This is a genomic window from Sphaerisporangium sp. NPDC051011, from assembly GCF_040653595.1.
GTDB lineage: Bacteria > Actinomycetota > Actinomycetes > Streptosporangiales > Streptosporangiaceae > Sphaerisporangium.
In genome coordinates this window covers 138,106-157,314 of the sequence record NZ_JBFAGG010000016.1, presented here as the reverse complement: position 1 = coordinate 157,314, position 19,209 = coordinate 138,106, and the positions used below count along the sequence as shown (strand labels likewise).

The following is a 19,209-nucleotide window of genomic DNA, read 5'->3' as shown; positions in this document are numbered from 1 at the left end:
ACCCTTCGGCACCAGGCTTCGACTGTGCATGCTACGTGGATGTGCTGTCATGCTGGAGCTGAGGGAACGTGTAACGCAGTCTGAACACGCTGCACGGCACCGACGGTAGCTGCAATGGCGTAGTCGATATGCTCGTTAGTAGTCGCGTAACCCAGCGAGAATCGTAAGGTGCTTTCGGCGTCGGCGTAGCTGAGCCCCATGGCCAGTAAGACGTGGCTTGGCCCCGGAGCTCCAGAGGAACAGGCGCTGCCATCAGAAACGGCTACATCCGGCATGGAGGATATCAATGCGTCAGCAGGGGCGCCCGGAAAGGTGATACTAGTGACGCCGGGAAGCCGATGCTTCCTGTCGCCGTTAACCCGGCTGCCAGGGATTTTCGCGAGTAAGCTAGCTTCAAGTCGATTTCGAAGCGCTGCAGTTCGCGCTACTTCGGCAGTAAGTTCAGTTGCTGCAGAGGCAGCCGCCGCGCCCATACCGACTACTCCAGCGACATTTAGAGTACCTGCTCGCCACCCTTTTTCTTGGCCTCCGCCAATTAATAGGGGTGTGTACGGCAGCGAGATCCCTCGTCGGATAAAGAGTGCGCCGACACCTTGAGGTCCGCCAAATTTATGTGCGGACAGGGATAGTAAGTCCACGCCTAGATCTGATAGATCGATTGATAATCGGCCCACCATCTGCGTGGCGTCAGTGTGGACCAACGCTCCCGCCTGGTGAGCGAGCTCGATAACTTCTGATAGATCAGATAGGACCCCAGTCTCGTTGTTGGCGGCCATGACCGACACCACTGAGACTGGCCCTCGCCGAAGGGCTGAGCTTAGTGTGGGCAAGTCAATCCGACCCGCGCTGTCCACCGGCAGGATCGTCAAGCCCGCCCCGGATGAGGCAGAGACCGCCCGTGCAGCCTCAAGTACTGCCGGGTGTTCGGTTGCGCCGGTGACCATCTGACCACCACGTCCGGCCGTTGCTCCGAGCGCAAGGTTGTTGGCCTCGGTTGCACCAGACGTGAAAATGATTTCCCCTGGCGAGCAGCCGATCAAATCAGCAAGCTGACGCCTAGCTATGTCGACGGCCCGCGCTGCTCGCTGCCCGAGTGCATGCGGGCTTGAGGAGTTGCCTACTCCTTGCAAGATTGGCAGCATGGCGGCAAGAGCTTCTGGGCGGAGAGGCGCCGTGGCGTTGTAGTCAAGATAGACCACAGACGTGCTAGCCTCTGCCTCTCGCGTCTCCATCGCCCCTCCTATGATAGCTGAGCTGATCATAGTGCTACTCCTGGCGGAATGAGGGCAATTCGCGTATCGCCCTCCAGGAGCAGGCTCCGCTTCTGTACTCGAACATGTGCGCCCATAGAAGGATTGCTGGTCACAGCCTTCTCCGGCGCCATCGGCATCCCGGTGAGGGTGGTGGAAGCGGTCAACCTCTTGCCTGACTCCTCCAAGGCGCTTACGAGCTGCTGTAGGCGCCCGGGCTGCGCGCGCCCAGACCTGCCGAAGAGCCGCAGCAGGCGCGCCAGCCGACTGGTGCGCATGGCGGGCCACCGTAGGCGGCAGATCTGTGGATAGTTCCTTGACGGCTGTTTCTGAGGGCTTCAAAGCGGGATCGGGCGATGGCCCCTTGGAGGATGCGGTGATGTTCCCGTGTACGTCGGTGATGTTGGGCGGTAACTTCGCTGTGTGGCTACCGGTGGATCGTGCATGGTGAGCGGCTGGTCTATGACAACCGGCACGGCCCCGGCGTATTGAGGATGTGTTCGCCGGTGGGCGATTCGGGGTTCATAGGTGGAACAGGGTGAGCAGGCGTCGGGCGTCGTTTCGGTAGTGTCGTCGGGCGTGGGCCATGTTGGCGTGTCCGGCATGTCGAAACGCGCCGATCGCGAGGTTTCTGCACGTCGCCATCACCTGGGGGGAGCGCGCCGGTGCGGATCTGGGAGGCGTCTTCGCGGAAGGTGACATCCCGGATGTAATGCTCGCGGGTCTCTATGCCCCAGTGCTGACGAACGTAGGCGTTCAGCTGGGCGGGTCCGGCCAGGCTGGGGGCAGGCTGGTGATTGCGTAGGCGACCTCTTTACTGATGGCGGCCCCGTTCAGGTCCCCGGCGTGGCGGACGATCCGCAGGATTTGGGCGGCCCGGGGGAAGTCGATGCCGTCGGCGGGGGCGGTGCGGATGGCGCGTCGTTCGGTGCGGCTATGGCCCCGGTCGGTCTCAGTGTGCCCGGTACCGGCGCGCTCGTGGTCCAGGTCGGTCCCGGCGAGCAGGTGGCGCATCACCGGCGCCGCGATCGCGGGTTGGTTGCCCTTGAGCACCAGGACGTAATGCGCGCCCGCGTCTTCGACCAGATGCCGTGCGGTTTCGCGGACCGTGTGAAGCGCATCCGCAGTGATCACCATCCCCGTCGCGTCCATCTGCCCGATCAGCGCCTTCAACGCGGGAACCTCGCTGGTCTTGGCGTCGACCGCACGCTGGGCCAGGGTGCGATGCCGGCGTTGGCAGATCAACGACAGCAGGTGGGGACGGGTGCCGTCATCGCGGCGGGCTCCGCGGATCGTCTTGCCGTCCGCCCCGGCGGCGGGCAGCAACCCCGGCACGGCCGGGCGTTCGCGTTCACGTTGACGAACACGACGAGCCTGGCGTTCCCGCGGCAAAGCCACAACGCTTTCCTGCGCCCGGTCATCGCCGAGGTGGTGAGCGCCCTGCGCCGGCACCGCGCCGGACGATGCACCCTGCTCGGACAGATACACGCACACCTGATGGTCCAGCGCGTCACCGTCCAACTCGGCCAGGACCCGGCGAAAGGTCCGTTCACTGGGCGGCACATGCCGTCCTGTGAACGGATCACGCCACACCCCGAGTTCGGCCAGTACCTCCTGGGGACAGCCATCAGCGGCCCAATGCCAGACCGCGGCGATCGAATCACCACCGGCCACCGCCACCCCACACGCCGCCAGCGCCAGAATCGAGGACAGCGAATGCCGGAAGGCTCCTGGCCGACCGGTGATCGCAAATCCGGCCGAACCTGGCCGGCAGTCCCTCACGTGCAAACCGATCAGGGACACATCCCCTCGTCTGCCCGTCCTCCGCGGGACTGATCAGCGATGATAGAGGCACGGGCACGGCTTCCTCCGAGGATCGTACGGCGTCAGATACCGCCGATCCTCAGAAGCCGTGCCCTTCCTCGTGCCCGATTTTGGCGAGCAATTACCGACCTTGAACTGTAATCCTGACCGCGCGCTCAACACCCAGAGAAACCAAACCCCATCAAATCCTCAACATGCCGGGGCCGTGGGGCCGCTGGCCTCGCGGCAAGACCTTTGATGACGCTACCGCCGCATATGTCTCGGCTCTCGACGATGGCGAGTAAGCGACACGCCACATCCTCCGCGAGTAGATCGACGGCGCCACCGGCCGATGACGATGCTCCCGCCATCAGCTCCGGAAGAGGTACTCGAGCGCGATACCGGCGAAGATCACCATGCCGACGTAGTTGTTGTTCGTAAACGCTTTCAAACATTCCGTACGGCCTCGGCGGCGAATGAGGAACTGCTGGTGCAACGCGAACAGGGCGGCGGCTGTCACGCCACCCGCATACCACGCTCCGAGGTGCAGTTCCCGGCCGGCCAGCCAGATGGTGATCAGCATCGCCGCCTGCATGATGCCGACGACGAGGCGATCAGCGTCGCCGAACAGGATCGCGGTCGAACGGATGCCGAGGGCGCGGTCGTCGTCGCGGTCGACCATCGCATACATGGTGTCGTACGCCACCGTCCACAGCAGCCCGGCGGCGAACAGGAGCCAGGCCGCCCGTGGCATTCCGCCGTTGTGCGCCGCGAAGGCCATGGGAACCGACCAGGTGAAGGCAGCGCCGAGGTACAGTTGCGGCGCCGGGAAGAAGCGCTTCATGAGCGGATAGGTCAGCAGCAGCACACCGCCGGCCAGCGCCAGCACCTGCGTCTGCCGATTCAGCGTGGATACGAGTCCGAGCGCTGCGACGCCCAGGACGCAACACAGCCCGACCGCCTCGGCCGGCCTCACCTCGCCGGTGACCAGGGGACGGCCCTTGGTGCGCGCCACGTGCCCGTCGTACTGACGATCCGCGAAGTCGTTGATCGCACAGCCCGCCGAACGTGTCAGCACCGTCCCGGCAACGAACACGAGGAATACGCGCTCGTCCGGGTCGCCGTTGGACGACAGCCATAGCGCCCACAGCGTCGGCCACATCAACAGCCAGATGCCGATGGGCCTGTCCAGCCGGACCAAGCGCGCGTAGGCGCCGAGCCGGGCGATCGCTCGATGTATCATCGCCACCAAATGATGATCCCGTTGCCCACCATGGCGCCTCGGCAAGGATTGCCTATTTGTCATGAACCGTGACATTGGTGTGTTCGGGCCCGACTCGGTGAGCTGGAAGGTTTTCGGCGAGCCGATCGTCGCGCTGGGCGGCTTGCGCAGCCTGTACCTGCAGGCGCTGCATCCGCGTGCGGTCGCGGGGGTCGCGCAGAACTCCTCGTATCGGACCGACCCGTGGCGCCGGCTCATTCGCACCTGGGTCTACCTGCGAACCATCCTGTACGGCACGACCGCCGAGGCGGAGGCCGCCGCGAGCCGGGTCCGGCGCCTGCACGCCGGGATGCGGGCAACGGACCCGCGTACCGGCGAGGTGTTCCATATCGACGAGCCCGACCTGCTGCGCTGGGTCCACGTGACCGAGGTCGAGTCGTTCGTGACCACGGTTCGCCGCGCCGGCCTCCGACTGACCGACGCCGAGGTCGACCGTTACTACACCGAACAGCGCCGGAGCGCCGCGCTGATCGGCCTCGACCCCGCCTCGGTCCCTGGCACCGCGGCGGATGTGGCGGCCTACTATGAGGCCGTTCGTTCGCAACTGAGCCTGACGACGGAAGCGGCCGACATCGCGGCCTTCCTGGCCACCTGCCCGCCCGTGCCCGCGGAATGGAACAGACCGGCTCTTCGGCGCGCGCTCGCCAGCGGTCCATCGCGCGGGCTCTACCGGGTCCTGGCCGCGACCGCTGCCGGCCTCCTACCGCCGTGGGCCCGCCGACTCTACGGCGGTCGGGGCGGTCCGGCGACCGACGTCATCGCCGGACTGTCGGCCCGGGGAACCCGGCTTCTGGTCCGGGCGGCTCTACCGCCGAAATATCGCGTCCCACCCATGCGTCGAGCGGCGCTGGAACGAGCCGGCCGCAGCTGACGGCCGCGGACACAGCACCGACTCCACGACCTCCGCCACGGCGCCGCCTCGCTGAGCATCCGGCCCCGCCCTCGCCGCCTTCTTGCAGCGAGGGGGCGGGGCCGCCGCTCTTCATAGGTACCGAATGGATCTTGGTGTGTGCGGGGTCGGTGCACGCGAGCACGCACGGAGCACGAAACCGCCAGAAGAAAATTCTAGAACGCATCCGATCCCGCATCACCGCAGGTCAGAGTCATGGTCGAAGCGCGCCCTGCAGGATTCGAACCTGCGACCGTCGGATTAGAAGCCAGATCCTTTAGTGCCGCGCAGTCCCGATTGATGGTAGCTCGTGCCGCCTCCGCCTACATCGCGTGTCAGGCGGTGCCGGGCCCTGACGACACGTGAGGGGGCGTACGGGCACGCACCTGTCAACGCTTCCCGGGGCGTGACCGCAGACAGGATATGCGTCGCGACTCCGGGCTGAGAGAGTCGCCGACCTGCCGGGGCGCTGTCGCGTGCTGGGGAACCACCCTCGCTTCGGCAAAGGCCCCGCGTCGGCGTAGAGCGCGATGTCGCGACGCGGGTCGTAGGGCTCGAAGGAGCGGAACGGGTCACTTCGCGTGCTCCGTCCGCCAGGCTCCGCCTCCACCGGCACATCCTCGAAGAGGCGTCCAGCGGGATCCCGAACGTGTGGACGACTCCTGCGGATCGACGAGCACCGCCGCCAGGCAAAAGGCGCGTGGCACCTAAGTGACGTCAAGGATACGGCCGATTTCCTCTTGTTGTGACGCCATCATGATGTCATATTGGCGTCATGGACCTTGCGCCGTATGTCGATCACCTTCGCCGCGAGCTCGCGATCGCCGCGGGCGCAGGCGGCGAAGAAGCTCGCGCGCTGGCGGAGCGGCTTGCCGCGACTCTGGAGTCGGCCACCCGGCTCGCGCTGCTCGAAGCCCTGTCGGCCGCCGCCGACGAGATCACCCAGGACCTCGCACCGGGCTCGGTCGAGGTGCGCCTGCGCGGCCGCGACCCCGCCTTCGTCGTGACCCCGCCACCGACCGCCCAGACGTACGAGGAGGAAAGGCCGTCCGCGCCGCCGCCCCCGGACGTCGACGACGGAGGCACGTCCCGTATCTCCCTGCGAGTTCCCGAGCACCTCAAGCCGCGCATCGACGAGGCGGCCGCCCGCGACGGGCTGTCGGTCAACGCCTGGCTGGTGCGCGCCGTCTCCGCCGCGCTCGACCCCGGCGACGCCGCCCGCCGCTCCGGCAGGCGTCCACCTCAGCAGACCGGCAACCGTTACAGCGGCTGGGTGCGCTGATGTCCACGCCAACCCACGACAAGGGAAGCGGAATGCCGACCTTCGACACTCCCGAACCGATCTCCGCCATTTTCGCCATGGCGCACGCCACCATCCGGGTCGAGGCGAGCGCCCGCGCCGACACCGTCGTCGAGATCCGTCCGACCGACGAGCACAACGACGCCGACGTGCGGACCGCCGAGCGCACCGAGGTCGAGTACGCCGACGGCAGGCTCGTGGTGCGGGGCGAGAACGAGCAGCCCGGTTCGACCGCCGGCTGGGGGCTGTCGCTTGGCAGGCTCGTGGAGTCGCCCGCGAGCTGGGCGCGTTCGCTGCTGCTCGGCCCGGGCTCGGTCGAGGTGACGGTCGGCCTCCCGGCGGGTTCCCGCGTCGACGTCACGTCGGCGGGGAGCCTGCGCTGCCGGGGTCCGCTCGGCGAGGTGGCGTGTACCACGTCCTACGGCGCCATTCGCGTCGAGCAGGCCGGCATGCTGCGGCTGAAGAGCACCCACGGCGACATCTCGGTCACCCGCGCGTCCGGTCACGCCGAGGTGACCACGACGCACGGCGGCATCCTCATCGGCCGGATCGACGGCACCGCCGCCGTCAAGACCGCCCACGGGAGCGTCCGCATCCGCGAGGTGACCGGCGAGCTGCGGCTGAACAGCGCGCACGGCGACCTCACCGTGGACCGCGCCCTGGCCGGCGTCACCGCCAAGACCGCGTACGCAAGCCTGCAGATCGGTGAGGTGACCTGCGGCTCGGTCGTCCTGGAGACCAACGGCGGCGGGCTGGACGTCGGCATCCGCGAAGGCACCGCCGCCTGGCTGGACGTGAGCTCCACGTACGGCACCGTGGATGTCTCCCTCGACCCCAGCGACGTCCCCGGTGGAAGAGATCGGACCGTCGAGGTGCGGGCCCACACCACTCACGGCGACATCCTCGTCCACCGTTCCTGACCACCAAGGAGATTTCTCATGCCAGATGCGATCGTGGCCGAGGGCCTGGTCAAGAAGTACGGCGCCGTCACCGCCCTCGACGGCTTGGAGTTACGCGTCCCCGAGGGGACGGTGCTGGGGCTGCTCGGCCCGAACGGCGCCGGCAAGACAACCACCGTGCGCATCCTCACCACGCTGCTCGTACCGGACGCCGGGCACGCCAGCGTCGCTGGGTTCGACGTCGTCCGGGACGCGAGCCGGCTGCGCGCGCACATCGGCGCCTCCGGCCAGTACGCCGCCGTCGACGACCACCTCACCGGCGCCGAGAACCTGGAGATGGTCGGCCGCCTCTACCACCTCGGCGCCAAGCGCAGCCGGCAGCGCGCCCGCGAGCTGCTGGAGCGCTTCGACCTCACCGACGCGGCCGACCGCCCCGTGCAGGGCTACTCCGGAGGCATGCGGCGCCGGCTCGACCTGGCCGGCGCGCTAGTCGCCGACCCGCCCGTGCTGTTCCTCGACGAGCCCACCACCGGCCTGGACCCCCGGGCCCGCATCGGCCTGTGGGAGGTCATCTCCGAGCTCGTCGCGGCGGGCACGACCGTGCTGCTCACCACCCAGTACCTGGAGGAGGCCGACCGCCTCGCCGACCGCATCGCCGTGGTCGACCACGGGCGCGTGATCGCGCTCGGCACCGCCGACGAGCTGAAAGGCCAGGTCGGCGGCGACCGCATCGAGCTGTCGGTCGCCACCGCGGCGAACCTGGAGACCGCCGCGCGGACGCTGGCGCCGCTGGCCGCCGGTGACCTGCGGGTCGACGCCGCCGCGCTGCGGGTGACGATCCCCGTGTCCGACGGCGCGGCCACGCTGACCAGCGCCCTCGGCCGGCTGGCCGCCGAGCGGATCACCGTACGCGACGTCGGCCTGCGCCGGCCGACCCTGGACGACGTGTTCCTGACCCTCACCGGACACCAGGCCGACGACAAGACCAAGGAGCCCAGCCGATGAACGCCGTGCAGCTGGCCGTCGCCGACGGCCTGACGATCGCCAAGCGCAACGCCCTGAAGATCCGTAGAGCGCCCGACCTGCTGGGCGGCGTGGTGATGCTCCCGATCGTGTTCGTCCTGCTGTTCACCTACGTCTTCGGCAGCATGATCAGCCTGCCCGGCATGTCGTACGGCGAGTACATGCTCCCGGGGATCTTCGTCCTGACCATCGTCACCAGCGCGCAGATCACCGGCTACACGCTCACGCAGGACCTGCAGAAGGGCATCTTCGACCGGTTCCGCACGCTGCCGATGTCCCCCTCGGCGGTGCTGACCGGCCAGACCATCAGCGACGTGATCATGAACCTGGCCAGTGTCGTCACGATGGCGCTCGTCGGCCTGCTCGTCGGCTGGCACATCCGCAGCTCGCCGCTGGAGGCCCTGCTCGGGTTCGCGATGCTGCTGCTGTTCGCCTACGCCTTCTCCTGGGTGACGGCGACCGTGGCGCTGGCGCTGCGCACGCCCGAGGTCTTCAACAACATCGTCACCATCGTGTCGTTCCCGCTGGTCTTCCTGTCCAACGCCTTCGTCGACAGCACCCGCTTGCCCGGCCCGCTGGGGCCGATCGCCGAATGGAACCCGGTCTCCACGCTGGTCCAGGCCGCGCGCGAGCTGTTCGGCAACACCACCCCGGCCATGCCCGCGCCCAGCGCCTGGCCGCTGCGGCACGCGGTGCCGGTGTCGCTGCTGTGGTCGGTCGTGCTCCTGGTCGTGTTCGTGCCGCTGGCCACCCGGCTATACAAGAAGGCGGTGAGCCGATGAACCAGGCACCCGTCTGCGACCGCGATCGGGACAGGGCGGTGGAACTGGTCCAGCAGGCCTACGCGGACGGCCGGCTCAGCTCCACCGAGCTGGAACTTCGGCTCGAACGGGCGCTCACCGCCACCTCCGCGCACGAACTGCAGCCGGTCGTCGCCGACCTGCCGGACGAGACGGTCCGGCTGTGGTCCATCGGCGGGCGCCTCACCCGGACGGGCGACTGGCAGGTCCCGCGCCGGCTGCGGGTCGACTCCGAGTACGGCAGGGTGCGCCTCGACCTGTCCCGCGCCCACATCCCGCACCCGCGCGTCGACATCGAACTCCGCCTCACCTACGGCCACGCCACGATCATCCTGCCGGTCGGCGCCGGCGCGAACATCGACGGAGTCCAGGCGGCCTGGGGCCGCGTAACCTGCAAGTCCCCAGCTCGCCCCCATCCGGGCGGCCTCCACGTCCACATCACCGGCAACCTCCCCTACGGCCACCTGACCATCCGCACCTCACGTAAGTGACATGGCGGATCTCGGCCGGGGCCGCGGGCGCCGGCCGAAGAGGCCGTGGTTCGCATGGCGATACGGTCACGGCGATGGCGCTGAGCTCGATTTATGCAGCTCCGGGCCGCATACTGGCACAGATGAGACGTAACCCAGCCGCAATCCGGCGAGCCCTGCCCGGAAGCCCCTTCAATGTTCCGGTGACCCCTCCACCCCCTCTTGAGCGCTTCGCCGTACAGGATCTGGTGAGCCACGACAGATACGGCCTCGGCCGGGTCGTCGGAGTCGACGACGATGTCGCTGTCCTCGTCGACTTCGGGACGGAGACGTACCGCATCCACGCTCCCTACCCCAAGCTCGTCAAGCTCTGAACCCGCTGCACGGGCCCCGCAGGGCTGTACGGGATGGGGTGATCGTCCGACCCTCCGTCCTCGGCCCTGACAACCGGATGGCAGGGCTGGGCACCCGTTGCAGGAGCCGATGCCCGGCCAGCTGCCGAAGCGTTCCCATGCAGGTCGGAGGGCAGTTGGGCTGGTGGTCGGCGTTCCACTTCCGACGCGACGGTCACAGGTTCGGGTCAATCGCCGGTCTGCTGCGGGAGTCCGCCGTTGCGGAGGCCGTTCATGAGGAGGGTGAGCAGGCGGTTGGCTTGAGCTGAGGGGTTCAGGGCGTCTTGGGCGGCCCAGGCGATGGCGCCGGTCATCTTCAGCACGTCCGTGTCGTCCGCATCGGCGATGATCGACCCTGATTGCCGGGCCCGCGCCAGCAAGGCGCCCCCTGCCTCGAATATCTCTGTGTGCCAGGTCGATACCAGGTCCTTCTCGCGGTCGAGCGCCGAGTTCATCACCGCGGCGGCCAGGCCTCGATAGGTCAGGGCATGGGTGACCACGGCACGCAACCAGGTGGACAAAGCGTCGAGTTCGTCCTCGGCCGTCAGTAGCGTGCGGCCGAGGTCGACCAGCCCGGCTATCTGCTCGGCGAGCACCGCCTCTATGAGGTCAAGCCGGGTGGGGAAATGCCGGTACAGCGTTCCGCTCGCCACCCCTGCCCGTCGGGCGATGTCGTCCAGGGAGGCGTCCACGCCGAACTCGGCGAACGCGAGTTTGGCCTGCTCGACCAGCTGCTCGTAGTTACGTCGAGCGTCCGCGCGCATCGGACGCCCGGCGCGCGAGCGCGTCTCGTGACCTGGCAGTGCGATCACACATCCTTGCTAACCGGGGACACAGTCCGTTACGGTGCCCATCTAACCGGACCATGCCTCACGTTAGTGGCATGGGCGCCCAACTCGTGGAGGGCCGTCCCTATGGTGCTGTCGGAACAGGACCGGATCGACATCAACGACCTGATCAATCTCCACGGCCACCTCGTCGACGCCGGCGAGCTGGATCGAGCGTTTGAGCTGCTCACCCCGGATGTCACGTACGACATGGAAGACTTCGGCCGCGACTCGTTGCACGGGATCGCCGCCATCCGTGAGGCCGCGCTCGCGTTGGGCGACGCCAACCCGGTCGGCCATCACGTCACCAATATCGTGATCACTGGGATCGACGATCAGTCGGCGAGGGTCCGATCCAAGGGAATCGGCATCATGGCCAACGGAACGGCCGGCAGCGTCGTCTACGACGACATCGTCGTGCGGCTGCCCGACGGCTGGAGGCTCGGCTACCGCAAGGTGAGCGCCAGGCGAGCGGCACTCGGCAAGCGAGAAGACGGTCCACGTGAGGTTCTGCAGCGTCTCCGGCAAGCCGCTATCGACCAGTCCGCCGAGGACATGAGCCGCGTGTACGCAGTCGACGCGGTTCATGAGTTCCCGTTCACGCTCCCAGGCGTGCCGTCACGGCTCGAAGGCCGGGACGAGATCGTGAACTGGATAGCCGCAGGGTGGAAGGCTCAGTCGCTGAAGTACGAGCGGTACCGGACCCTTGCCCTCCACGACACCAAGGACCCTGGAACGATCATCGTCGAGCAGGAAGCCATCGGGACCAGCGCGTCCACCGGCGAGTTCGCGCTGCCCAGCATCGTTGTGCTCACCGTCCGCAACGGGCAGATCGCCCATCTGCGTGACTACGTCAACGTCCTGGCCGCCGCAGCCGCCATGGGACGCGACACGTGAACGCGCCGGACCGCTTCCTGGAGAGATCGCCTTCGAGGGCCGCCTGTCCGTCTCCCGCAAGTAGAACCCACAAAAATCATGCCGGGGCATGATGGGGGCGTGCTGATTCGTATCGAAGGGCGTGACCTGCCGGGGCGGGATTGCCCGCAGGCGCCGAACTTTCCTGGGTACCGCAATATCCATGTGGGTGTGCAGCGGAGGGATCGCCCTGGCGAGCTGCTCGGTCTTCACCCGGGAGACGCGCCGGACGTGGTCTGGGAGCTGGAGGTGACCGCGACCCGCACGGAGTCCGGCTGGGACTTTCGCGGCCCGTATGTGCAGGGTCGGCCGGGCGGCCGGTTCGTGTACCTGTCGTGGGGGACGGTCGATGACGCCGGAGCATTCTCGACCTTCCGGCGAGCGAAGCTGTGCTTCGACGGCATCCCCGAGGCCGTACTGAACGCCAGGACGAACGGCGCCCGGCTCGTAGCGCGACTCCGCCTGACCGACTCCCACGGTCAGCCCCTGTGCGCAGCCGTACGCCCACCTCTCATCGAATGGTCGGCCACCTCCGCCTGACCGGAAACTCCGCGAGCATCACGGAGCCGAAGGCCCGCACCGTAGGGGCGTCCTTCCGTACGATCCGAGGGTGATGGATCAAGAAGCCGGGGGAGTTTCGGCGGCGAAGCGAGTGGTGACCGTCAGCGCGGTTGTGGTCGGAGACCTGCTTCTTCTGTTGCTGGCGACGTCACTTGCAGGCAACGTTCACCTGCTAGGGGAACAGGTCTGTGATGGCGCCACCGTGTGGTGTGACGGACGAGGAGACCTGACCCACGCGGAATGGCTGGCGATAATGAATTTCCGCGCCGGTGTTGTCTACACGTTATCGGCGGTCGTGGCGTTGATTCTGCTGGTGGTCGCCGCCGTGGCGTGGAGGCACCGCCGAAGGGACATTGCCTGGATGCAGGTATTTCCGCTCCTGCTGGTCGCCGTGTTCGCCGCCACCTGGACGCCGTACGTGCATGTTTGACAGTTCCCCGATTGAAGCCGAAGGCCGGGCTTTCTCCGGAGACCGCGGTGACCTGCGAGGGCATCGACGACGTCAGGCTCTGGCAGGGGAGCGCTTGCCACGGCTGTCGGAGGAGGCTGTCAGACTGCGGCCATGACGCGTCAGGGTGTTCCAGTGTTCCTCCAGGTCACGGATGCACGTGAGCTGTCCCCCGAAATGTGGCGGGAGCTGATCGAGTGCTGGGCCGCGGTGAGCAACGCTGGGGGAGCGGTCGGCTTCCCGTTTCCTCCTGTCGGCTTTGACGAGGTGGCTGTGGTGGCCGACCGGCTCATCACCGGCCTCGACCCCGAACGCAGCAGGCTCCTGCTGGCCCTGGTCGACGGGACGCTCGCCGGCTGGCTGAACGTCCGCAAGAACGCCGACCCGCTGATCGCGCACTGGGGGACGGTCCATCACGTTCAGACCCATACCGGCTTCCGTGGCAGGGCCATCGGAGTCGCGCTGATGCACGAGCTGTGCCGCCTCGCGCGCGAAGAGATGGCGCTGGAACAACTCCGCCTCGCCGCCCGAGGCGGAGCAGGACTCGAAGCCTTCTACGAGCGACTGGGCTGGAAAGAGATCGGCCGCTGGCCCGGCGCACTCCGCTTCGGCCCCGGCGACGATCGCGACGACATCCTGATGATGATCGAACTCTGACTACGTCTGGCGTCGGCGCGGCGTACGGCGGGCGTGGCGACCCGGTTCACATGGCTGCGCGACAATCCCGCCTCGCCGACGCCCGCCTGCCGGTCTCACTCCTAGAGGCTGACCTGTCGCTCTGAGTGGCGGGCGATGATGGCCGCGATCGTGCTGTCGACGGCAGGTAGATCTAAGGCGGGCGTGTTGGTCGGGTGGACCATGATGCGTAGTTCGTCGGTTATGCGGCCGGAGGACTGGGCGGACATGAAGGTCTCGGTGATGAGCATGATGAGCGACATGTGATCGACGTCCCTGATGCGGGCCAGGCCTGAGCCGACGACGGCGATGGACACCGGGCGGTGCTGGGCCTTCTCGCGGACCTCTGTCCAAAGGCGGTTCAGGGCCTCGCGAAGCAGCGGGAGGGTCGACGTCGCGTGCACGCCATGCTCGTTGACCCTGCTGTAGGCCACGGCGAAGAGGCGGCGGCCGGAGTGCGGGATGACGGCGACGGTGCCGATCGGGTACCGGCGGAGCTTGCCGTAGCGCTTCGTCGCGCGGGTCTCGGCCGTGTACGGCCTGCCGTTGAGGGCGGTGCGGAGACCGCGGTCCAGCGCCCGGTGATCGCCGGAATAGAGGCGCTGGACGAGCTGCCCCTGAATGCTGCGGCGGGCGACCAGGAAATCGTCCTTGGTGTTGGTCTCGAAGGTGTCGCTGAAACCGATGACGAGGTGGGTGTCGTCCTGGTCGTAGAGGTCGCCGATGCGGACGGTGAGCCGGCCTCCCGACCAGCCGGTCGGATGAGAGATCGCGGGGGCCTCGCGGATCTGGGTGGCGAGGCTGTCGACGCGCTCGCGTAGCGCGGTGTCGCCGGGGTGGTCGGTGACCAGGGCACGGCCGATCTTCAACGCCTCAGCCGGATGGCCCAGCACCCCGTACAGGTCGAGGAGCCGCCGACGGGCGTCGTGCCATGCCTTGGTGAGCGCGACGATGCGCGGCTGCGCCCACGCGAGATGCTCGACGTCGATGAGCGGCCGGCCCTGCCACAGGTCCAGAGCCTGCCGGAGCAGGAGGGTCGTACGCAGCGGCGAGTCGTCTGCTCCTTCCGAGACGAGCCTTTCGAAGCGGACCAGATCGATGGACTCGGGTGGGAGTTCCAGCCGATATCCGGAGTTGCGGCCCGGGTCACGAACCAGGAGGACCGAAGCATCGCCCGGACGATCCGGGTCGAGGGCCGTCCGCAGCGTCGAGATGCACTGGTAGACGGCCACTCGGCTTTCCCGTGGCACCTTCGCTCGCCACGCCCCTGCGCCGGGTGCGTCGATCATCGCCTCCCTGGTCAGGTCCTCGAGGCGGACGCTGCGGCCGAGGTTCAGGGCGAGACGGATGAGAACGGCCATGACCCGCGGTTCCAGCTTGACCGGAGTCCCATCACGCAGCAGCGTGGCTCGGCCCATCAGCGTCAATGTGATCGCCATGCACCTCATTGAAGGGAAGCCGCGACGCGGTTAACAAGCGAGCTTCTGCATCAAACCTGAATCATTTCGGTGCTCTTATCTTCAGCCCCACCCCTGCTGTTCTGGGTTACATGACCGATTCATCCGAGAAACCGCCCCCGGGTTACGGCCTGGCGCTCTGGAAATGGCTGCGTGCCCAGCTGGTCTCCCTCTTCCGGGCGGCCTTTGGACGCCTGATGGCCAAGGACGTCCTCACGTTCGAGGAGGTCGCGACCTATCTCAGGGAGAACGCGAAGCGGGCGCAGGCGGCGCGTGCCGCATTGCTGCGCCGTCCCCGCCCCGGCGGCTGGACGTTCCGGATCGTCTTCCTGGACGACACCAACGAACCTGTGGTGGACCCCGCGACCGGCCGGCCTCTGGGCCGGGTCGTTCTGGCCGACGACTGTGACGACGAACTACGCCGGCTGTTCGCCGGCAAGGAAATGATCCTCTTCGACTGACCGAAAGGAACGCCCAATGCTGGAGATCATCTTGCTCAGCCTCGCGGTAATCGTGTTCGAGGCGATCGTGACGTTCGTCGTGCTGGCGATGGCGGAAATCCTCGACTGGTTTCTGAAGTTCGAGCAGGAGCTCGACGAGACGACGTTGCCCTTCACCATTCGCAACCAGCTGGAGAACGGCGAGTACACCGTCTACCAGGGGCTGTTCGACGCGACCAGGAACGAAGTGCGGAAAGCCCGCAAGATCGGTGCCAAGCGCCTGGACGACCGACTTCGCGAGCTGCACAGCCGCGACGAGCTCGCCATCTACGAGTAGAGAGAACGTTTCATGGAATTCCTCATCGGCGCGGTCGTCCTCGCCGTGATCCTCTTCTTTCTCGTTCCCACCGATCGGCCGAAGCGCCGGACCCCTTCGGCCGGAAGTCTGATCGTGGGAGGGATCGTCGCCGGAGCCGCCATCGCGGCCGTATTCGCGGTGATCGCTTGGCGGGACGTCCTGGCCTGGTTCCAGCCAAGGATGAACGAGGGCGACATCGGCGAGCTGATCCGAAACAAGCTCGATAGCGGCGACTACGCGAAGGCCTCGCTCAAGGGCGAGATCCGCGACGCCCGCGACGGCACCCTCAAGTACTCGAAGACCTGGGAAGGCACGCTCGACGACGACCTGAAGCGGAGGTTCGGTAACAGTGACAAGATCACCATCGCCGGGTAGGTACCGTTTGTGGGTTGACGGCCTTCCCAGCGGGCCGGCGGCTGAACGGTTCCGGGTTCGGCTGGGCGGCGCCGCCCGGGAGCTGTTCGACGAGACCGGTATGCACAACCTCGACCTGGTGGTACGCCGCGATGGTCCTGCCGGATCCTCCGAGCAGCGGGCGGCGGACACGGCGGGCGGCGGAGAACTTGATCTCGAAGGCCGGATGTCGTTCTTCGTTCCCGTCAAGCCGCTGTACGACATGTCCCAGCTGGTCCTCCCGGCCGCGACGATCGAGGAACTGCACATCGCCGTCGACACCGTCCGGCTGCGCGGCCTGGTGTTCGACACATGGGGGCTGCGTGCGATCGAGCCGCACCCACGTTCGGCGATCAGTCTGCACGGCGGGCCGGGCACGGGGAAGACGATGACGGCGCACGCACTCGCCCATCTGCTCGGACGTCCGATCCTGCTCGCGCGGACGTCCCAACTGGAGAGCAAGTACCACGGGGAGGGCGGCAAGTACCTGGCCGCTCTGTTCGAGGCGGCCCGTCGCGCCGACGCGGTGCTGTTCATCGATGAGGCCGAGTCGCTGCTGTCGCGCCGTTTCGAGAGCGTCAGCCAGGGATCCGAGCATGCGGTGAACACGCTTCGTGCGGAGCTGATCCAGCATCTGGACGTCTTCGAGGGAATCGCCGTCTTCGTCACCAACCTCGTGACCAGCTACGACCCGGCGATCAGCAGCCGCCTGCACCATGTGCGCATTCCCGAACCGGACCACGCCGCCCGGCGGGCGATCTGGGCGGCCCATCTCCCGCCCGGGCTACCGCTCGCCACGGACGTCTCCGTAGACGAGTTGGCCGAGACCGAGGGCGTCGTCGGCCGGGACGTCAAACGCGCCGTCATCAATGCCGCCGTGACCGTGGCCAGGGAGGGCCGCGGGCAGATCACCCACGCCGACCTCGCCCGGTCCCTGGCGAACATCATCGCCGCACGGCCCGCCGCCGCGCCCGACGACGGAGAGGTCTCCGAGGCGGAACGGGACTCCCTCAACGGGGTGATCCGGGGACGTCTCGCGAGGGATCCGCAGGACGGTTGACCCCGGACAGGAGCCGTCCCACCTGCTAGGGCGGTGGGATGGCTTCCGTCCGTCAGGAACCTGGAGGCTCCCGGGTATAGGCGGTGATCGAAGAGAAGCGGGTCGGGTTCCGCCAGTCCATCCCGGTGTCGTCCACCGCGCACCCTGCGGCCTTCAACGCCTCCACGATCTTGCCCAACGCCGTCGCCGATCCATCGAACCGCAGGTATGTGCGGCCGTTGAGGTCGGCGATCGGCTTGTGCCGCCCAACATGGACGATCACCGTACGGTCGGGGTAGGAGCCGAGGGCGATCCCCAGTTCGATCAGCACGTTCGGGCGGGGCTGGCAGGTCGGCCGTACTTCGAAGGGGTCCTCGTCCGCCTTGTGGAGCTCTGGGTGCAGGCTCACCACGTCGTCAGGCGAGAGCAGGACGAGCGCCGCCTGCGTATGGTCGGGCGCTCGCACCACGACCTCCCCGAGGAAAGGGGACGCGTCGCCGCTGAGCCGTACCAGCTGGTTCCACTCCAGCGGACGCAGGTCGAGGGCGCGTAGGAAGTCGAAGAACGCATCACGCAGGCGCCGGTCCCTGCCGTGCACGACGAACACGTTGTGCCGTTTTCCGGCTGGGGGGTCATCGTGTGCCCGCGTGCCGTCCGGCTCGGCCAGAGGACGGCGGGCGGTTCCCGTGAGCTCCTCGATGACGCGCTCGGTCCGTTCCCGTCCGGCCTTGATGGCCTCGAGGTCGGCGTCGAGGTGCCGCAGGAACCACTCGGCGCGTTTCAGATCGGCCTGGACCGGCCCGGTCGAGCGTTCGCGTGGCACGGCGGCGACGATGTTGTCGGCCGACCGGCGCACCGCCGTGCGCATCACGGCGAGGTCGTCGGCGGTGGCGATGAGATCCGCTCGGCCCCGCCGCAGACGTTCCAGCCGAGTACCGCCCGGGACCTCGCCGACGAGATCCTCGGTCATGCGCTCGACACGGGTGCGCGGGCGGTGTGACGACTCCCACAGCCGGAGTTGCTGGCGGATCTTCGCGGCGTTCAGCAGGTACCGGGCGAAGGGCGGGGGCTGCGGACCGCCGTCCGACCACAGCCAGGCGCTGACCTCCCTGTCGCGGTGGGCTCCCGCGGCCACGAGGAAGTCGCGATGGGCGTCGCCCCCGCGCTCGGCGGTCGGCTCCCACAGGTGGAATCCGTCAGCGGTGCGCGTCCCCTGGCCGAACCAGCCGGCGCCGGGGAGGCCGCACAGCGCCGCGAGGTCCCGGGCGGTCTCGGCGGACGGGGCGGCGCCGAGACCGGTGAGCCGCGCGAGGTGGATGCGAACAGAACCGAGAAGACCGTCGGCGTTCCTTGCGGACGCCTCCTGCCACAGCCGCGTCGCTTCCTCCCACGCCTGCGGTTCTGTTCCCGAGAGCGCGAGTGACAGGTTGGGGAATCCGCCGATGACCCGCAGGACGCACTGGCGTGAGCCTGTCGTGTCCTGCCGGGCGGCGAGCGTCGTGTCGGCCGCTGGGCCGGGCTTGCCGGGCGGCGGGTCGGAGGGGAGCCCGGCGTCGGCGATCGGGCTGGTCATGCCGAGCCGGTGTGCGCATGCGTCCCAAAGGCTGAGGATCCGGAGCAGATCCCGTTCGTCCTCGGGCAGGGCGAACAGATGGACGATGAAGTCCCAGCCTTCCATCAGCGGCCGCCGGAGCCGTCCTCGGCGAGGCCCAGCCGCCTGGCGAGATCGGTCCGCTCCTCTTCGTGGTCGGGTCGAGGCTCGTCGGACGGTTCCTTAGGTCCGATGCGCGTCACCCGCAGGCCGATGATGATCTTCAGGTCCTCAACGGCCTCGAACAAGGCGACGGCATCGTTCCGATCAAGAGCGTCGGCCGCGGCACGGAGCGCGGGACCGACCTGCCTGGCGCGGTCGGGTGGCAGTTCAGCGGTGGACAGTTCACGCAGCACCGCCCGCAGGTCCTCACGGAGATCGTGCGACACACCTGGAG

General features: G+C 67.7%; 22 protein-coding genes. 15 read left to right on the top strand and 7 right to left on the bottom strand.

Annotation, left to right across the window (positions count from 1 at the left end; translation table 11 throughout):
* Positions 1 to 47 precede the first annotated feature (47 nt).
* The 3 genes from AB0H21_RS31870 to ubiA all read right to left on the bottom strand — a co-directional run bounded on the left by AB0H21_RS31870 (position 48) and on the right by ubiA (position 4,296).
* Complete coding sequence (locus AB0H21_RS31870) at positions 48 to 1,232, bottom strand: cysteine desulfurase family protein (protein ID WP_358524088.1); 1,185 nt, start codon at positions 1,230 to 1,232, stop codon at positions 48 to 50.
* A gap of 774 nt (positions 1,233 to 2,006) precedes the next feature.
* Positions 2,007 to 3,053 carry an ISAs1 family transposase gene (locus AB0H21_RS31865; protein ID WP_358524085.1) on the bottom strand — a complete coding sequence of 349 codons (1,047 nt, stop codon included), beginning with the start codon at positions 3,051 to 3,053 and terminating at the stop codon, positions 2,007 to 2,009.
* Positions 3,054 to 3,423: 370 nt separating this feature from the next.
* Positions 3,424 to 4,296, bottom strand: coding sequence for a 4-hydroxybenzoate octaprenyltransferase (ubiA, locus tag AB0H21_RS31860; protein WP_358524231.1), 873 nt, complete (start codon positions 4,294 to 4,296; stop codon positions 3,424 to 3,426).
* A 61-nt stretch (positions 4,297 to 4,357) separates the two neighbouring features.
* On the opposite strand from ubiA, the gene AB0H21_RS31855 reads away from it, so the two are divergent.
* From AB0H21_RS31855 to AB0H21_RS31825, 7 genes are all read left to right on the top strand, one after another.
* The gene (locus tag AB0H21_RS31855) at positions 4,358 to 5,206 is read left to right on the top strand and encodes an oxygenase MpaB family protein (RefSeq protein ID WP_358524083.1); all 849 of its coding nucleotides are present in this window, start codon (positions 4,358 to 4,360) and stop codon (positions 5,204 to 5,206) included.
* Positions 5,207 to 5,999: 793 nt separating this feature from the next.
* The gene (locus AB0H21_RS31850; RefSeq protein ID WP_358524081.1) at positions 6,000 to 6,506 is read left to right on the top strand and encodes a hypothetical protein; all 507 of its coding nucleotides are present in this window, start codon (positions 6,000 to 6,002) and stop codon (positions 6,504 to 6,506) included.
* Complete coding sequence (locus tag AB0H21_RS31845) at positions 6,506 to 7,444, top strand: DUF4097 family beta strand repeat-containing protein (protein ID WP_358524078.1); 939 nt, start codon at positions 6,506 to 6,508, stop codon at positions 7,442 to 7,444. The genes AB0H21_RS31850 and AB0H21_RS31845 overlap by 1 nt, the downstream gene beginning before the upstream one ends.
* Before the next feature lie 18 nt (positions 7,445 to 7,462).
* Positions 7,463 to 8,428 (top strand): ATP-binding cassette domain-containing protein, encoded by a 966-nt coding sequence (locus tag AB0H21_RS31840; protein ID WP_358524076.1) that lies wholly within the window; start codon positions 7,463 to 7,465, stop codon positions 8,426 to 8,428.
* Positions 8,425 to 9,228, top strand: coding sequence for an ABC transporter permease (locus AB0H21_RS31835; RefSeq protein ID WP_358524073.1), 804 nt, complete (start codon positions 8,425 to 8,427; stop codon positions 9,226 to 9,228). The genes AB0H21_RS31840 and AB0H21_RS31835 overlap by 4 nt, the downstream gene beginning before the upstream one ends.
* Positions 9,225 to 9,737 (top strand): DUF1707 domain-containing protein, encoded by a 513-nt coding sequence (locus AB0H21_RS31830; protein ID WP_358524071.1) that lies wholly within the window; start codon positions 9,225 to 9,227, stop codon positions 9,735 to 9,737. Before AB0H21_RS31835 ends, AB0H21_RS31830 begins: the two co-directional genes overlap by 4 nt.
* Before the next feature lie 227 nt (positions 9,738 to 9,964).
* On the top strand, positions 9,965 to 10,090 hold the full coding sequence (locus AB0H21_RS31825) for a hypothetical protein (protein WP_358524070.1): 126 nt from the start codon (positions 9,965 to 9,967) through the stop codon (positions 10,088 to 10,090).
* A 206-nt stretch (positions 10,091 to 10,296) separates the two neighbouring features.
* On the opposite strand, the gene AB0H21_RS31820 is transcribed toward AB0H21_RS31825, so the two are convergent.
* The gene (locus AB0H21_RS31820; protein ID WP_358524067.1) at positions 10,297 to 10,920 is read right to left on the bottom strand and encodes a TetR family transcriptional regulator; all 624 of its coding nucleotides are present in this window, start codon (positions 10,918 to 10,920) and stop codon (positions 10,297 to 10,299) included.
* A gap of 102 nt (positions 10,921 to 11,022) precedes the next feature.
* Between AB0H21_RS31820 and AB0H21_RS31815 the strand changes: the two genes are divergently transcribed.
* The 4 genes from AB0H21_RS31815 to AB0H21_RS31800 all read left to right on the top strand — a co-directional run bounded on the left by AB0H21_RS31815 (position 11,023) and on the right by AB0H21_RS31800 (position 13,516).
* Positions 11,023 to 11,832, top strand: a complete 810-nt coding sequence (locus tag AB0H21_RS31815) for a nuclear transport factor 2 family protein (RefSeq protein WP_358524065.1) — start codon at positions 11,023 to 11,025, stop codon at positions 11,830 to 11,832.
* A 78-nt stretch (positions 11,833 to 11,910) separates the two neighbouring features.
* Positions 11,911 to 12,390: a DUF5990 family protein gene (locus tag AB0H21_RS31810; RefSeq protein WP_358524062.1), complete on the top strand. Its 480-nt coding sequence runs from the start codon at positions 11,911 to 11,913 to the stop codon at positions 12,388 to 12,390.
* Between the two features lie 70 nt (positions 12,391 to 12,460).
* Positions 12,461 to 12,841 (top strand): hypothetical protein, encoded by a 381-nt coding sequence (locus tag AB0H21_RS31805; protein ID WP_358524060.1) that lies wholly within the window; start codon positions 12,461 to 12,463, stop codon positions 12,839 to 12,841.
* 132 nt (positions 12,842 to 12,973) lie between these two features.
* Positions 12,974 to 13,516, top strand: a complete 543-nt coding sequence (locus tag AB0H21_RS31800) for a GNAT family N-acetyltransferase (RefSeq protein ID WP_358524057.1) — start codon at positions 12,974 to 12,976, stop codon at positions 13,514 to 13,516.
* Between the two features lie 101 nt (positions 13,517 to 13,617).
* Here the strand turns inward: AB0H21_RS31800 and AB0H21_RS31795 are convergent, their stop codons facing one another.
* Entirely contained in the window at positions 13,618 to 14,973 is a 1,356-nt protein-coding gene (locus tag AB0H21_RS31795) for a macro domain-containing protein (RefSeq protein ID WP_358524054.1), read from the bottom strand.
* Between the two features lie 110 nt (positions 14,974 to 15,083).
* On the opposite strand from AB0H21_RS31795, the gene AB0H21_RS31790 reads away from it, so the two are divergent.
* The 4 genes from AB0H21_RS31790 (at position 15,084) to AB0H21_RS31775 (ending at position 17,242) form a co-directional block, all read left to right on the top strand.
* Positions 15,084 to 15,452, top strand: coding sequence for a hypothetical protein (locus AB0H21_RS31790; RefSeq protein ID WP_358524051.1), 369 nt, complete (start codon positions 15,084 to 15,086; stop codon positions 15,450 to 15,452).
* Between the two features lie 16 nt (positions 15,453 to 15,468).
* Positions 15,469 to 15,768 (top strand): hypothetical protein, encoded by a 300-nt coding sequence (locus AB0H21_RS31785; RefSeq protein ID WP_358524050.1) that lies wholly within the window; start codon positions 15,469 to 15,471, stop codon positions 15,766 to 15,768.
* Positions 15,769 to 15,780: 12 nt separating this feature from the next.
* The gene (locus tag AB0H21_RS31780) at positions 15,781 to 16,164 is read left to right on the top strand and encodes a hypothetical protein (RefSeq protein WP_358524048.1); all 384 of its coding nucleotides are present in this window, start codon (positions 15,781 to 15,783) and stop codon (positions 16,162 to 16,164) included.
* A 100-nt stretch (positions 16,165 to 16,264) separates the two neighbouring features.
* Positions 16,265 to 17,242 carry an ATP-binding protein gene (locus tag AB0H21_RS31775; protein WP_358524046.1) on the top strand — a complete coding sequence of 326 codons (978 nt, stop codon included), beginning with the start codon at positions 16,265 to 16,267 and terminating at the stop codon, positions 17,240 to 17,242.
* Positions 17,243 to 17,294: 52 nt separating this feature from the next.
* On the opposite strand, the gene AB0H21_RS31770 is transcribed toward AB0H21_RS31775, so the two are convergent.
* The gene (locus AB0H21_RS31770) at positions 17,295 to 18,899 is read right to left on the bottom strand and encodes a CATRA conflict system CASPASE/TPR repeat-associated protein (protein ID WP_358524044.1); all 1,605 of its coding nucleotides are present in this window, start codon (positions 18,897 to 18,899) and stop codon (positions 17,295 to 17,297) included.
* Positions 18,899 to 19,201 carry a CATRA system-associated protein gene (locus tag AB0H21_RS31765; RefSeq protein ID WP_358524041.1) on the bottom strand — a complete coding sequence of 101 codons (303 nt, stop codon included), beginning with the start codon at positions 19,199 to 19,201 and terminating at the stop codon, positions 18,899 to 18,901. The genes AB0H21_RS31770 and AB0H21_RS31765 overlap by 1 nt, the downstream gene beginning before the upstream one ends.
* Positions 19,202 to 19,209: the final 8 nt, after the last annotated feature.